This window comes from Flavobacterium cupriresistens, assembly GCF_020911925.1.
GTDB classification, from domain to species: domain Bacteria; phylum Bacteroidota; class Bacteroidia; order Flavobacteriales; family Flavobacteriaceae; genus Flavobacterium; species Flavobacterium cupriresistens.
Genome location: NZ_CP087134.1, coordinates 1477211 through 1491590, shown reverse-complemented (window position 1 = coordinate 1491590; position 14380 = coordinate 1477211). Strand labels below are relative to the sequence as shown.

The window sequence follows — 14380 nt, the reverse complement described above, 5'->3', positions numbered from 1 at the left end:
CATTTAAATCCGTTAATGCTAATTAAAAAACAATAACCTCTAACAAAAAAATGTTAAGCAGAAAGAATAAAATTTTGGCGATGAAAGTTATTAGTTTGTTCTCTGTAGTGAGAGGTTACAACATTCCGATCATTGTTTTAGCACAGTATTTATCTGCCATTTTTATTTTGGCTCCCGAAAAAAGGGCTTTAGATATCTTACTTGATTTTCGCTTATTTTTAATCGTTTTTGCTTCCGCTATTACCATTGCTTCAGGTTATATTATCAATAATTTTTACGACAGTCAGAAAGATTTAATCAACAGACCCAATAAATCGATGTTGGACAGACTGGTGAGTCAGAAGACCAAATTATCGGTTTATTTTACTTTGAATTTTATTGCTGCATTAATGGCTCTAATTGTTTCCTGGAGGGCTTTTTTCTTCTTTTCCGGTTACATTTTCCTCATTTGGTTTTACTCCCATAAAATAAAAAAATACCCTATTGTCGGGAATTTAACTGCCGCTTTACTGGCTGTTATTCCCTTTTTTGCCATCTTACTCTATTTCTACAACGCCATATCATTTGAAGAGATTGAAAACCACATGAGTCACTTTGCGGTAATTTCTGCCCACGCCATGTTTCTGTTTTTATTGTTATTGATTCGCGAAATGATAAAAGATTTAGAAAATCTGAAAGGAGATCTGGCTAATAATTACAAAACTATTCCAATCATATACAACGAAAAGGTTTCAAAACAAATCATAACTGCTCTGACGTTTTTGACTATACTACCCGTTTATATTTTAATCAACATTTACGATGTGGGCTACATGGACATTTACTTCTATGTCTGTTACATCTTTTTGCTTTTTTTCCTGCTTTATCTTTGGAAATCAAATACAAAAGAGCAATTTTTACTGCTTCACAACACGCTAAAATTCTTAATTGTATCAGGGGTTTTCTGCATTGTTTTGATAAACCCAAGCGTTTTATGGCATGGAAAAAGTTTACTGCTTAAGATTTGATTTTTTATAATGAAGATGTAAAATGTGAAATGTCACGTGTAAGATCTAAGATGAAACTGTAAACGGAGACCGAGACTGAAAACTAAATCACAACACTCGGTAAATCAACAAAAAAACAAGGCTATCAATCTAAGAACATTGAACTTAGGATTATTTAGCAAGAATAAACTATCTTTGCACAAATTACAGAATTTATGAACAATAAGGAAGGCAATAATAAAAGAGGTGGTTCTAGACCAAATAGCTCCAGATCAAACTCTAACAAGCCAAAACCTGCCATGCAAAAGCGTGCTCAAGGGCCGAAAAAAGTAAAACCTGCCGTGAAAGCAGCGGAGGAAGAAGCGGCACAAAAACTTAAAAAACAAAATCAGGCACCTAAAAGACAAAAAGCTGCTGACGAAATCCGTTTGAATAAATATATTTCGAATTCAGGAGTTTGCTCACGTCGTGATGCCGACATATACATTCAGTCTGGAAACGTAAAAGTAAATGGCGTTCCGGTTACTGAAATGGGATATTTAGTAAAATTAAATGATGTTGTAAACTTTGACGGTGTTACACTTACTCCTGAGAAGAAAGAATACATCTTGTTGAATAAACCTAAAAACTTTACCACTGCTCTTGACGAAGGTCAGGAATACCGTAATGTTTTAGAATTAGTTCGTGGTTCTACTACAGCTAAAATTGCTCCAATTGGAAGAATGGACAAAAACACAACTGGTTTGTTGTTGTTTACAAATGATACTGATATGATTCGTAAATTTACTTTACCAAGTCAGAAATCATCTAAAATCTATCAGGTTTCTTTAGATAAAAACCTTAAATATGAAGATTTAGAAAAAATCAGTAAAGGTTTAGTTCTTGACGGACACCGCGTTTTTGTAGAAGAAGTGAGTTATATTGACAATGAGCCTAAAAGCGAAATTGGACTTAAATTACGTTCTTCAAATGTAAAAGTGGTTCGTGCCGTTTTTGAACATTTTGATTATGACGTTTTACGTATCGATCGTGTTTCATTTGCAGGTCTTACCAAAAAGAATTTACCAAGAGGTAACTGGCGTTTCCTGACGGATCAAGAAATCATTAATTTGAAAAACGTTTAGTAACGTCTCAAATAAAAATACAAATCCTATTTTGCTTCTGTAAAATGGGATTTTTTATTTTATAACAATTCTGACTAAGGGGAATATTAAAAGAAGTTATGTCCGAAAAGGGTAAAAATGGACCTTCCTAAGCTTGCTTGGTTTTTATCGTCTACCGTTTCGTAACAGGAGAATCCAAGTATTATTTTGATTCCGGGGTGAATACTGTTTAAGATATCTCTTTTCTGCTCTTCCAGCAATAATTTTAAACTATCTAAAAGCTGAACATTATTCTTAAGATACGAAACGACCAGTAGTGCTGAAAAATTAAGAATTTCTCTGGCGGTTTCACTTTTGATTCCGACTTCATTAGAAATCATTTCAGAGATCCGTCCTTTTTTGTTAGCAAAAATCTCTTTCAATAAACCATTTCCTTCTAAGCGATAACAATCGTCAACTGATAAAATTCTACCGGAGGCAAAATCAACCTCTCCGTAAAATGTTGAATCCTCCTCTATCGATGACACTATTTGCTTATAGAAACCCGAATCCTCTGCTTTATTATACAATCCCATCAGAACTGTACCTATTGAAACATCAATTCCCTTTATTAAAAGAGCATCATTTTCAAAATAAAACTTATTCAACTTTGAGACAACATTAGAAGATATGAAACGTCTAAGTTCAATTTGTAGGTTCGGAGTCATACTATTTATTATTTTTAGAATTATTTAAATCCATTCAAAATAATCGACAAAGTGGGGCTTTTAATCGTTTATCTGGATAAAAATATAAAATATTTTAACATTTTCAAAAAATATGTTTAAAATTCACTAAAGGATTTACTGCTTATTTAACATCGAAAGCAAAAAGCCTCAATAAACATAACCCTTTCGTTATCAAAACAAAGGAAAAAAAGAAGGAAAGAAAATTAAAATATTTTTTGAGGAAATCAAAAAAATAAGAAAAAGCTTAAATCCTGAATGAAGATTTAAAACAATAAACTTCGATTCTGCCATACAATACTTATGAAAATCCCCATAAAAATGATGCAAAACAAGAAGTTAATAAATCCCGAAGCAAGGAATCCCAACAAGGATCCTGTTGCTGCTTTTAAGGCGCGACGATGGTTTTTGGAATCATAAATAAGCTCCCCGATTAAAGCACCGAAAAAAGGCCCTAAAATTACTCCAAAAGGAATTGGAGAGAGAATCCCCACTATTAATCCAATATTAGTACCCCAAATTCCGTAGGAGCTTCCGCCAAACTTCTTTGTTCCCTTGGCAGGAATAACATAATCCAAAATGGTAATAATTACGGTTATCAAAAGTGTAATTCCCAAGAGCCAATAATTATTTTCGACAGCCTTAGTTAAGTACAACAACAACAAACCCACCCAACAACTGGATAATCCGGGTAAAACCGGTAAAAAACTACCAAAAATACCAACAATTACACATACAAAACCAAGTAATACCAATATTAAATCCATATTTTTTTTGTAAATTCGTTCTTACAAGCAATTTAATCAACTATAACAATGTCAAGACTTTTGCCCTTATCTTTATTTTGTTTTTTGATCTTTATGAGCAATGTAAATATACACGCACAGGCCAAAAAACTTTCAATAGATGACCAATTAGTTCAAGACAGTATTTATAAAAGTAATAAGAAAAAAGTATTAAATTTTTCTATGAAAGATTTTAATGCGCTTTTCCTCGAGTATTTTAATCGCAGGAGTGATCCAAATATTGTATTAAGCAAAACAGAATTTTATAACTATACCGTTCAGATTGCTACTTTTTCAGATCGCCTTTCGGCTTTATATCCTGAACAGAAAGAAGTTGCAGCACAAAACAAAGAAGAATGGCTTTCAAAAAGCTATGAAGAATATCTCCAATACAAAGCATCCCAAAAAAAATAATCGTATTTTTACAACCGAATCAAATCAGTTCCATTCAACATCAAAATCTTGAGACAACTTCTTCTTTTTATAGTCGTTTTACTTTTCAATTCTTGTCAATATTTTGAGAAGCAGGTTCCGTCTGAAAAAGAATTACTGCAAAAAGAACTAAAATCGATTAACTGGAAAGAAGTAGATGAATTCCCCTCTGTAGTAGATTGCGAAAAAATAGCGGATAAAAAACTGCGTGAACAATGTTTCTTCGAAAAAATGGCACAACTTATTCAGGAAAAATTAGACATCGATTCCCTTTCTATCCTTTATCCCGAGCTTGATACGATTGAAGTAAAAGTGACCGTTTTCCCTAATGCTACGATGCAATTTGAGCCTCAATTCCCAAAAGATTCTGTTGCTTACGACACAATCAAAATTGACAGTATCCTCCACGCGCGTTTAGTCGATTTCCCTAAAGTAAATCCTGCCATCAAACGCGGAATCCCGGTAAAAACCCAGTTTATCCTACCCGTAATTATTAAAGCAAAAGACGCTAAATAAATTGGTTTAAACCATATGAGTTATGTAAGAAATATAAGTTTGTCTTTAATGAACCTATATCACTTACATGGTTCAAATCAGACTCTGTTTGTTTTAAAGACGATACTCTAACCATATAAGTCATTTAAGAAAATATAAGATTGCTTTAAATGAACTTATATTACTTACATGGTTTAAATTACACACAGCTTGATTTAAGATTTAAATGTTTACCCTTTAAATGCTACACTTTAAACCGTCTCTCTTTCCATTCGTAAGAACCGAATAAACTGTACAAAGCTACCGTCGAGCTAAAAAAGGGATATAAGATACTGCTCAGAATAAGGTTTTTTATTCTGGTCTTTCTTAGAAATTGATTTGTGCTATAAAGCAATACAAAATCAATTGTGAACTTTGAAAAGACAAACAAAACAAAAAGCTTCCAAGACCAGATTCCAAAGACAAAAAGTACAGTTCCGATTACAAAACTCAGATTTCCGAAGAAAACAATCAATCCCAGCGTCTTTCCAAAACCGCTCTGATACGAACTTGTTTTGGCTGCCCAGCGTACTCTCTGATAAAACAATGATTTCCAGTCCTGCGTGGGCTGTGTGTGTACAATCGCAGCTTCCGCTTTTAAATAATGAATCTCGTTAGAACATAATTCTACTCCTTTTTGCAGTAAAAAAACATCATCGCCACTCGCTATTTTATTATTGCCATCAAAACCATTTAATTTTTCAAACAAAACTTTTGTGTATGCAAAATTAGCACCGTTACACATAAAGGCTCTTTCTAGTCCAAAACTTCCAATGGTTGCTCCTTGCAAACTGGTAAGATCCAACTGCTGAAAATGATGCAAAAATGAATCCTCACAATCGTAGGTAACCGCGCCCGCTAACATCGAAACCCTATTCTCCTGAATATAATTATCAAAAGTCAGCAACCAGTTTTCCGAAACGATACAATCTGCATCGGTAGTAATAACCCAATCAGTTTTTACATGTTGCATTGCCGTAGAAATAGCGTCCTTTTTAGGAGATTCCGAAACCCTGATCGTGTCGATCACCGAAACCTGAAACCTGAAACCTGAAACCTGAAAATGATCACTGGACTGATCATCCACCAAAATAACCTCAAACAAATCAGTCGGGTAATTGAGCTTTGAAAAACTTGCTAAAAGATGTGGCAAATTATCTGCTTCGTTTCTAAAAGGTACTATAATTGTAAAACCCGTTTGAGGCTTTAAATTTTTCTCTTTGTACTTCTTTACTTTGGTATAACCATAAATAAGCCACCCAATTGTTAGCACATAAATTGCTAATATGACCAACAAAGCCAGACTCATTCTGCGGTTTTAGTTTTAAAATTCAACACATAATAGCTGCCTAAAATAACCGGCAAAACCACATTTAAAAACCACATTAAGGTCGAGATAAAAACAACAATCCATTCATTTACGCCTAAAATTCCAAAGAAATAAATGGCAACACTTCCTTTTACCGCGAAATCCAAAAACTGAAAAGTGGGTAAAGAAGAAGCTAAAAAGTAAACCACTGCAATGGTTGCAATGAGCGTAAAATAAGGCAGTTCGACATCAAAAGCCAGAAATAAAAAATAATACTGATGCGAGAAAACCAAATAACGACAAATCCCTAAAAGTATATTTTTTTGATGAACGGACTTCGGAAGCTCGTTAATCTTATGAAGCAATTTCTCGATGGAGTATCCTTTGATTTTTATTTTCTTCAACGAAAACAAAACAATAAAAAAGAAAAAGAAAACCGCAAACAGTATTGCCACCGTTTTGGTGGTGATTACATTGTATTTGGCATTGAAATACAACAAGCCAAAAACGCCAAAAATCACGGTCAGAACCATTTGAATTCCATTACAGATCAGATTCAGAAAAACCACTTTTTTGGCTTCCCATTTCGAATAAAACAAGGCTTTTCCGGCATATTCCCCTACTCCGTTTGGCGTAAAAATTCCGGCGGTTAAGGCTGCCAAAACTTCTTTGGTGGCTTGTCCTATCGAAATTTCATGCAATACTTTAGCCAGGTTCTGCCATTTTAGAATCTCAAAATAACGATTCAGAACACTCAAAAGCAAAATAAAAGCTATTCCTAAAACGGATTGGTTTTTACGAAATAAAGTAATAAACTTCTGCCAATCGAGTTTGTCGTTATGCGCCAACTGATCGTAAATAAAATAAAATGCACCGCCTACAATCAAAAGTTTGGCCAGAAGAACGAGGAATTGTTTAGCTTTGTGGGGAATTGAAATCATAGCGCAAAAGTAAGCAATTAGAGAATGTGACCATTTGAAAATTAGAAAATGTGTCAATTTGAAAATGAGGAAATGTGTCCTTATCCGTTTTCAACTTGAAACTTGAAACGTGACATTAGACTAGAAGCCAAATTGGCGAAACAAACAAAAAACTTGAAACAAAAACACTCTTGACAAAAGAACGCATCATATTAGGTATTGACCCCGGAACAACGATTATGGGTTTTGGATTGATTAAAGTCATTAATAAAAAAATGGAATTCCTGCAGCTTAACGAATTGCAACTTTCCAAATATGACAATCATTACCAGAAACTTAAAATCATTTTTGAGCGTACCATAGAATTAATCGAAACACATAGTCCGGACGAAATTGCGATCGAAGCACCTTTCTTTGGCAAAAACGTACAATCGATGCTAAAATTAGGTCGTGCGCAAGGCGTTGCAATGGCAGCGGGACTTTCAAGGGATATTCCGATTACAGAATACGAACCCAAAAAGATAAAAATGGCAATTACCGGAAACGGAAATGCCAGCAAAGAACAAGTTGCCAAAATGCTCCAACAGCTTTTAGGCTTAAAAGAACTTCCAAAAAACCTCGATTCAACCGATGGTTTGGCGGCTGCGGTCTGTCATTTTTTCAATTCCGGAAAAATTGTTGCCGGACAAAGCTATTCGGGTTGGGATGCTTTTGTGAAACAGAATGAGGAACGAGTTAAGAAATAGTTTTCAGTCTCAGTTTTCAGTCTCAGAACTGAAAACTGAGACTGGGACTGCAAACTAAAAAAATGAGCGGCATCTACATCCACATACCTTTCTGCAAACAGGCTTGCCATTATTGCGATTTTCATTTTTCGACTTCGATGAAGAAGAAAGAGGAAATGGTTTTGGCTATTGCCAAAGAAATCCGGATGCGCAAAAATGAGTTTGAAGATGAAATTGTAGAAACCATTTATTTTGGCGGTGGAACTCCGTCTGTTTTAGAGAATTCAGAATTACAACTTTTGATTGACACCGTTTACGAGAATTATAAAGTTGCTGAAAATCCGGAAATCACACTCGAAGCTAATCCGGATGACTTGTCTAAAGAGCGAATTTTTGAGTTATCAAAAAGTCTTATAAACCGCCTTAGCATTGGCATTCAGTCTTTTTTTGAAGAGGATTTAAAACTGATGAATCGCGCTCATAATTCGGCGGAAGCCAAAAATTGTTTAGCCGAGGCAACTAAATATTTCGATAACATATCCCTCGATTTAATTTATGGCATTCCGGGAATGACAGACGAAATGTGGAAACAAAATATTGAAACTGCCTTAAGTTTCGGCATTCCGCACATTTCAAGTTATGCTCTTACGGTTGAACCCAAAACTGCCTTGAAGAAACTTATCGATACCGGAAAAATTGCTGAACCCCAGGATGAAGTTGCTTCCAATCACTTTATGATTCTGGTAGAAATGCTTCAGAAAAACAATTTCATTCATTACGAATTATCCAACTTTGGTAAAGAAAACTACTTCTCCAAAAACAATTCGGCTTATTGGCTGGGTAAAAAATACATTGGCGTCGGACCTTCTGCACATAGTTATGATGGCGAAAAGAGAGGCTGGAATGTAGCGAATAATGCACTGTATATCAAATCTATTCAAGATAATGCTCTGCCGATAGAAACTGAAATTCTTTCAAAATCAGATCGCTACAACGAATACATCATGACGGGATTACGAACCATTTGGGGTGTTTCTCTCGAAAGAATTAAAGATGAATTTGGCACTGAATATTTAGATTATCTGAAGCAACAAGCACAAAAATTCTTAAATGACGAATTGCTTTATATTGCTGACAACATTTTAAGACCAACCCAAAAAGGAAAATTTTTGACGGATGGGATAGCATCGGATTTATTTTATTTAAATTTGAAATAAGAAAATTAGCCACGAAGACACAAAGGCGCAAAGTAAATTGTAATTTCATTTTGCGCCTTTGCGCCTTTGCGGCATAAAAAAACAACTGTGTTAGCTAAAATAAACAACTTCGAAATTGACTTATCTAAACCCATAGACATCTCAATCCCATTAACAAATACCGATGAAAACCCAATTGCCTGGTACATCGAAAAACCGACTATTGAACCCGTAGTTTTTGGAGACTGGATTGGCAAAGTTTCGGAAGGAAAATCATCAACTAATTTCAATAATATTTTTTTCAACCCACACGGACACGGTACACACACCGAATGTTTGGGACACATTACAACCGATTTTTACAGCATCAATCAATCCTTGACCCAATTTTTCTTTTCGGCAAAATTGATCACTATTGCACCTGAAACAATTGGAGAAGATTTGCTAATTACTAAAGAGCAAGTCCAAAAAGCAATGAACCTTTCGACTTCACGCAATTTGACAACGGAGGCTTTAATTATCAGAACACTACCCAATCAAAAGGATAAAAAATCAAGAAAATATTCGAATACCAATCCGCCTTATTTGGCCGAAGACGCTGCTGTTTTTATTCGTGAAAGCGAAATCCAGCATTTATTAATTGATTTACCAAGTGTTGACAGAGAGCATGACGAAGGAAAATTGTTAGCCCATAAAGCATTTTGGAATGTAAAAGACACGCTTCATTTAAATCCTGATGCCCGACTAAAAGCTACCATTACAGAAATGATTTATGTTCCCGATGAAGTTAAAGACGGAGATTATATACTAAATTTACAAATCGCTTCGTTTGAGAATGATGCGAGTCCGTCTAAACCAATTCTATTTCAGATTTCAGATTGCTGATTTCAAATCTGAAGCCTTAAATCTACAGTCAAAATCTAAAATCAACAATTAATTATGATTACAGTTTCAACCGATAAAAGCAAACTTGACGTTCCGTTTATTCAGCACTTTTTAAAAGACATTTATTGGGCTGCGGGGCGCACAATCGAAGAGGTACAACGAACTATTGATGCTTCTGTTTGTTTTGGAATTTATCTTGACGACAAACAAATTGGTTTTGCACGTGTGATAACCGATTACGTTGTTTTTGCTTATGTCATGGATGTTTTTATTACTGAAGAACATCAGGGAAAAGGTTATTCGTCTATTCTAATTGAGAAAATGATGAATGAACCGTTACTGAACGAAATTAAAATCTGGAGATTGGCCACAACTGATGCCCATTTTTTATACGAGAAATTTGGATTTAAAGCATTAGACCATCCCGAAAAAATGATGGAAAAAGTGATCAAATGAAAACAGTTATCAAATTAGAAGAATTAGGTTTATTTATACTTGGCCTCTATTTATTCAGTCTTCTGAGTTATGAATGGTGGTGGTTTTTAGTACTGATCTTGGCACCCGACGTATCCATGTTGGGTTATACGGTTAATGCTAAAACAGGAGCTTTTTTATACAATTTATTTCATCATCGTGGAATTGCTGTTTTGTTCTATATTTCAGGTTGTTATCTAAAGATTGAAGTGGCCCAGCTAATCGGAGTAATTCTATTTTCTCACGCTGCAATGGATCGCTTTTTTGGTTATGGTTTAAAGTACGAAACCGGTTTTAAAAACACCCATTTAGGAGAAATTGGTAAAAACTAAACTTTAAAAACCTATTAACTTTCTTCTATCGAATTGTCTTTTGGTAATAAAATACTATATTTAGACTGTTCTTTAATACATCATTTTTCCGAAATGAGAATAGCTGAAAAATTAAATACTACAATTAATCCTTTAAGTTTATTCCAATCTTACGGCAGTCTGTTATTTATTTTTTTCCTCTTCAACTTCGGGTTTGCACAAAATAATTCTAAAAAGGACACTACAAATTTCATTTATTATCCTGACAAAATAATGGTCCGTGCCAATTTGAGTACGCAAACCGATACGTATTTTTATACCGCCAAAGAAAGTCAGAATCTCAAAATTGTTCCTAATAATGACTACAAATTATTCCTTACTGTCGATTATAAGTTTATTGGTTTCAGTTATGGATTTTTCCCGAAGTTTTTCGGAGTAAATAATGACAATAGTCTAAAAGGCAAATCTTCCTTTTCTGATTACAACTTCCGTTTGTTTCTAGGACATTGGCTGCAAAACTTTCAATACAGTAAAGTCCGAGGGTACTATGTAGAGAATACAGCCGACTTCGTGCCGGATTGGACAGAAGGAAAAGATCCGTATCTGCAATTTCCAAATCTCAAAAATGAAACTTTTGGCATGTCAACCTCTTATGTTTTTAATCCTAAATTTTCGCTCAAAAGCATTACTTCCTTTACCGAGTGGCAAAAGCAAAGCGCCGGAAGTTTTATTCCTACTTTAACATACGATTACAACCGTTTTTCATTCGATCAAAACGGAAATAAAAGCAAAGAAGATAACTATAATATAAGACTGGGATTGAGTTATTTTTATAATTTTATAGTTCACGAAAAGTTTTATATTGCGCCTAACTTAACTCCTTCTATCGGCGTTCGTTTTTCAAAAAATAAATCTGCAGATACAGACGGAAATACAATTGAGAAAGAGACGTATTTTACACAGTTCCTTGAAGGTGGCATAAAAATGGGCTATAATTCGAACCATATTCTTTTTGGAGCCAGTTTTAATTTTAATATTAACTGGTACAAAGAAGATCGAAAAAATAGCATTGAGAACAACAAAATATATGGTCTGTTGTATTTTGGGTATCGTTTTGACGCTCCCAATTTTATAGCAAAACCAGCAAAAAAGATTGAAGAAAAAATAAAACTATAAAAATATGAACCTGGAAACTTATTATGAATATTGTCTTTCTAAAAAAGGAGTAACGGAACATTTTCCTTTTGATGAAGATACTTTAGTCTTTAAAGTAGGTGATAAAGTATTTGCTTTAACCTCTTTACAACGATGGGAAAAAAACGAACCAGCTGCAAATTTAAAATGTGATCCTGAGCGCGCACAGGAGCTAAGAGCGGAATATGACGAGATAAATCCCGGGTTTCACATGAATAAAGTGCATTGGAATACGGTTACCTTAAACGGGAATTTACCAACAGCTTTTGTAAAAGAATTAATAGATCATTCCTATGAATTGGTTTTCAAAAGTTTGACCAAGAAAATTCAAAACGAAATTACTGAATTAGAAAATTAGGCATTACATTTGCAGCGTAAGAAAAAAAACTTAGCAACTCAGTTACTTTGTAACTTAGCAACTTATAACACATGAAAGAACAATTTAAAAAGTTTTTAAACGAAGAACAAGACCCTAAAGCGATTGAAAAAATCACTTCTAAGCTTAACGATTTAATGATGAGAGGCGAAGAAGTAGGCTATATTGCTGTTCAGAAAAAACCGGCAATTACTGTTTTTCCTGATAGTATTGTATTAACAAACAAGAGAATCATTATCTGTAAACCTAAAAACTTAGGTCTTTCTATGGATTTTACAGATTACACCTGGGATGACATTGTCGGGACTTTTGTAAAAGAAAACATTCTAGGCTCAGAGTTTTCTTTTTCTACTAAAACAGATATTCAGGTTTCTATCGATTATATTCCTAAAATTCAGGCTCGAAAAATCTTTACTTACGCTAAAGAGCAATTGGACCTGTTAAAAAATCCGGTTGTTGCAACTCCTGTAGTTGAAACTATTCAAACAGAAGAAGTTGAAGTTGAAGAAGAAATCGAAGAAATTGAAACGGAAGAAGTAACTAGTTTTGCAGAAATTATGCCTGCTACTACTCCCTCTTTTACAGAAACTTTTGAGCCAATTCAGCCTCAGGCACCAGCAGGAGATCGTAAATTAAGCGAATTGTCTAAGGAAGAACTTTTCGATAAATTACAGAATTATAAAAAATTATTAGACAACGGATTAATCATGCAGGGGGAATACGATACGTTTAAGAAAGAAATTTTGAGTTATATGTAGCACATTTGCTTAACCGCAAAGGACGCAAAGATTTACGCAAGGCTCGCAAAGGTTAAAAAAAGGCAAAGCCCAACATTATATTATGTTGGGCTTTTTATTTTTCATTTATACCGTATTAATGTGAGATCAATACTCAAAAAAAATGTCCACAGATTACAGGATTAAAATGATTTTTTTAATCTGTGTTAATCCTCTAATCTGTGGCAAAAAATTGTAGCTAGTTTTTTTAAAAGCTCATAGTAACAAAGATCATAGTTCTTAGTTTAACAGATTTGAATAAACCTTTGCGAACCTTGCGTAAATCTTCGCGAACCTTGCGGTTAAACCACGCTAAAGAGTTGCCTTCTGCTTCTCAACAAAATTATGCGCTTGCAGTTCTAACAATTCTGTGGCTTTTTTTCTTTGCAGGTCGTAAAGTTGTTTGTCTTCTGCAATGTCTGCATACACCTTATCGTGCATTTGAGCATTGGTTTTAACCAATAAATCGCGTTGGTATTTGTTCTGTGATAAAGTGGCTTTGATCGCTGTTTCGGCTTCTTCTTGTTTAAAATCAAATTCTCCTTTTGGAGATAATAATTTAGCTATAATCGGTGAAGTTTCGATCGCCAGGAACAACAACATTATAAAAAATGACGGTAGCCAAGGTAATTTATTCAAAGCGTTGATACGCGCCATTAAACCATCAAAACCTTCAATGATTGGCTGCGTTTGTGAAACCTTTTTATCTAAATCTGCCTGAAGTTGTTTTCCGGCTTTTTCTTTCTCTGCAATCTTAGCTTCGTTTGTTGCTTTTAGGGTTGCAAATTCTTTTAAAGAAGCATCGTGTTTCTCTCGTTTTTCTTTATAAACCGGACCTTTCCCTAATTTCTTGGTTCCTGTAGTTCCTTCGGCTTCGGTAATATAGGTTGAATATAAGGCGTTTACTTCCTTCTCTTTCTTTACAATATCTCCTTTTAAAGCTGCAATCTCTGCTTTATTTTTGTCTAAATCTGATTTGAAATAGGTTCCAATTTGTTTTTTATTGGCTAATTCCATTTCATTTTTTTCTTTCAATAAAACCGTATTGATTTCTTTTTCGAAAATTTTAATCTCCAATGGTTTCGAAATTACAATTGCAATAATAACGGCCAACATAATTCGAGGTGTCGCCTGTAGAAATTCGTCTAAAAAACGATCTCTCTTTTTGATGGTCGAAACAATGAAACGGTCTAAATTGAAAATTAGTAAACTCCAGACAAATCCAAAAATTAAGGCCGGATAAATAGAGTCAAAAACGGTGAAAAGTGCATAGGCACTGGCCAGAAAAGCCATAACTGCGGTAAAAAAAACGGTAGCTCCAATACCTACATATTTGGTTTGTTCACCTTCTGAACAACCGTCCAGAAGGTCTCGGTCGACTCCTGAACAAAGGATAAAAAATTGCTTTAACATGATTGATGATTTTTGATTGTGATTGATACGGCAAATTTAGCGCCAATTTTTTGATTCTCATGTAAATAGTCTATTTGTTTTTGTCTGATTCGCTTCTAAATCCTACAAATGAAATGTTATTTTAACTTTAATAGGTTTTTCCTTTTTACTGGAAATCATAACACTATGTTAATTTTTTTCCGTGTGTTTAATAATACTAAGGTTTTAGTTTCGCAACTAAAATCAAACCAAAAAAA

17 protein-coding genes are annotated in these 14380 nt (G+C 34.2%); 12 read left to right on the top strand and 5 right to left on the bottom strand.

The genetic code is table 11. The features are described from left to right. Positions 1-50 precede the first annotated feature (50 nt). Both LNP23_RS06765 and LNP23_RS06760 read left to right on the top strand, forming a co-directional pair. The gene (locus tag LNP23_RS06765) at positions 51-1007 is read left to right on the top strand and encodes a geranylgeranylglycerol-phosphate geranylgeranyltransferase (RefSeq protein ID WP_230004361.1); all 957 of its coding nucleotides are present in this window, start codon (positions 51-53) and stop codon (positions 1005-1007) included. 194 nt (positions 1008-1201) lie between these two features. Next, a complete protein-coding gene (locus LNP23_RS06760) occupies positions 1202-2110 on the top strand; it encodes a pseudouridine synthase (RefSeq protein ID WP_047777762.1) in 909 nt (302 codons plus the stop codon). An 86-nt stretch (positions 2111-2196) separates the two neighbouring features. Here LNP23_RS06760 and LNP23_RS06755 read toward each other — a convergent pair whose 3' ends face one another. Beyond that, on the bottom strand, positions 2197-2796 hold the full coding sequence (locus LNP23_RS06755) for a DUF937 domain-containing protein (RefSeq protein WP_047777760.1): 600 nt from the start codon (positions 2794-2796) through the stop codon (positions 2197-2199). A 284-nt stretch (positions 2797-3080) separates the two neighbouring features. After that, complete coding sequence (locus LNP23_RS06750) at positions 3081-3581, bottom strand: DUF456 domain-containing protein (RefSeq protein ID WP_047777758.1); 501 nt, start codon at positions 3579-3581, stop codon at positions 3081-3083. Positions 3582-3782: 201 nt separating this feature from the next. On the opposite strand from LNP23_RS06750, the gene LNP23_RS06745 reads away from it, so the two are divergent. Both LNP23_RS06745 and LNP23_RS06740 read left to right on the top strand, forming a co-directional pair. Continuing rightward, positions 3783-4013: a hypothetical protein gene (locus LNP23_RS06745; RefSeq protein ID WP_165579382.1), complete on the top strand. Its 231-nt coding sequence runs from the start codon at positions 3783-3785 to the stop codon at positions 4011-4013. Positions 4014-4061: 48 nt separating this feature from the next. Beyond that, a complete protein-coding gene (locus LNP23_RS06740; RefSeq protein ID WP_230004360.1) occupies positions 4062-4547 on the top strand; it encodes a hypothetical protein in 486 nt (161 codons plus the stop codon). 223 nt (positions 4548-4770) lie between these two features. Here LNP23_RS06740 and LNP23_RS06735 read toward each other — a convergent pair whose 3' ends face one another. Both LNP23_RS06735 and LNP23_RS06730 read right to left on the bottom strand, forming a co-directional pair. Further along, entirely contained in the window at positions 4771-5874 is a 1104-nt protein-coding gene (locus LNP23_RS06735; RefSeq protein ID WP_230004359.1) for a glycosyltransferase family 2 protein, read from the bottom strand. Then, the gene (locus LNP23_RS06730; protein WP_230004358.1) at positions 5871-6815 is read right to left on the bottom strand and encodes a lysylphosphatidylglycerol synthase domain-containing protein; all 945 of its coding nucleotides are present in this window, start codon (positions 6813-6815) and stop codon (positions 5871-5873) included. The genes LNP23_RS06735 and LNP23_RS06730 overlap by 4 nt, the downstream gene beginning before the upstream one ends. A 170-nt stretch (positions 6816-6985) precedes the next feature. On the opposite strand from LNP23_RS06730, the gene ruvC reads away from it, so the two are divergent. From ruvC to LNP23_RS06690, 8 genes are all read left to right on the top strand, one after another. Next, positions 6986-7540, top strand: a complete 555-nt coding sequence (gene ruvC / locus LNP23_RS06725) for a crossover junction endodeoxyribonuclease RuvC (protein ID WP_230004357.1) — start codon at positions 6986-6988, stop codon at positions 7538-7540. Between the two features lie 62 nt (positions 7541-7602). Continuing rightward, positions 7603-8736 (top strand): radical SAM family heme chaperone HemW, encoded by a 1134-nt coding sequence (gene hemW, locus LNP23_RS06720; RefSeq protein WP_230004356.1) that lies wholly within the window; start codon positions 7603-7605, stop codon positions 8734-8736. 87 nt (positions 8737-8823) lie between these two features. After that, the gene (locus LNP23_RS06715; RefSeq protein WP_230004355.1) at positions 8824-9600 is read left to right on the top strand and encodes a cyclase family protein; all 777 of its coding nucleotides are present in this window, start codon (positions 8824-8826) and stop codon (positions 9598-9600) included. Positions 9601-9654: 54 nt separating this feature from the next. After that, positions 9655-10056, top strand: coding sequence for a GNAT family N-acetyltransferase (locus LNP23_RS06710; RefSeq protein ID WP_230004354.1), 402 nt, complete (start codon positions 9655-9657; stop codon positions 10054-10056). After that, positions 10053-10406, top strand: a complete 354-nt coding sequence (locus LNP23_RS06705; RefSeq protein ID WP_230004353.1) for a DUF4260 domain-containing protein — start codon at positions 10053-10055, stop codon at positions 10404-10406. The genes LNP23_RS06710 and LNP23_RS06705 overlap by 4 nt, the downstream gene beginning before the upstream one ends. Before the next feature lie 93 nt (positions 10407-10499). Beyond that, positions 10500-11561, top strand: a complete 1062-nt coding sequence (locus LNP23_RS06700) for a DUF4421 family protein (RefSeq protein WP_230004352.1) — start codon at positions 10500-10502, stop codon at positions 11559-11561. Positions 11562-11565: 4 nt separating this feature from the next. Then, the gene (locus LNP23_RS06695; RefSeq protein WP_230004351.1) at positions 11566-11937 is read left to right on the top strand and encodes an MmcQ/YjbR family DNA-binding protein; all 372 of its coding nucleotides are present in this window, start codon (positions 11566-11568) and stop codon (positions 11935-11937) included. A 71-nt stretch (positions 11938-12008) separates the two neighbouring features. Then, positions 12009-12713: a PH domain-containing protein gene (locus LNP23_RS06690; protein ID WP_230004350.1), complete on the top strand. Its 705-nt coding sequence runs from the start codon at positions 12009-12011 to the stop codon at positions 12711-12713. Between the two features lie 330 nt (positions 12714-13043). Here LNP23_RS06690 and LNP23_RS06685 read toward each other — a convergent pair whose 3' ends face one another. Then, a complete protein-coding gene (locus LNP23_RS06685) occupies positions 13044-14144 on the bottom strand; it encodes a DUF4407 domain-containing protein (protein ID WP_230004349.1) in 1101 nt (366 codons plus the stop codon). Positions 14145-14380 lie beyond the last annotated feature (236 nt).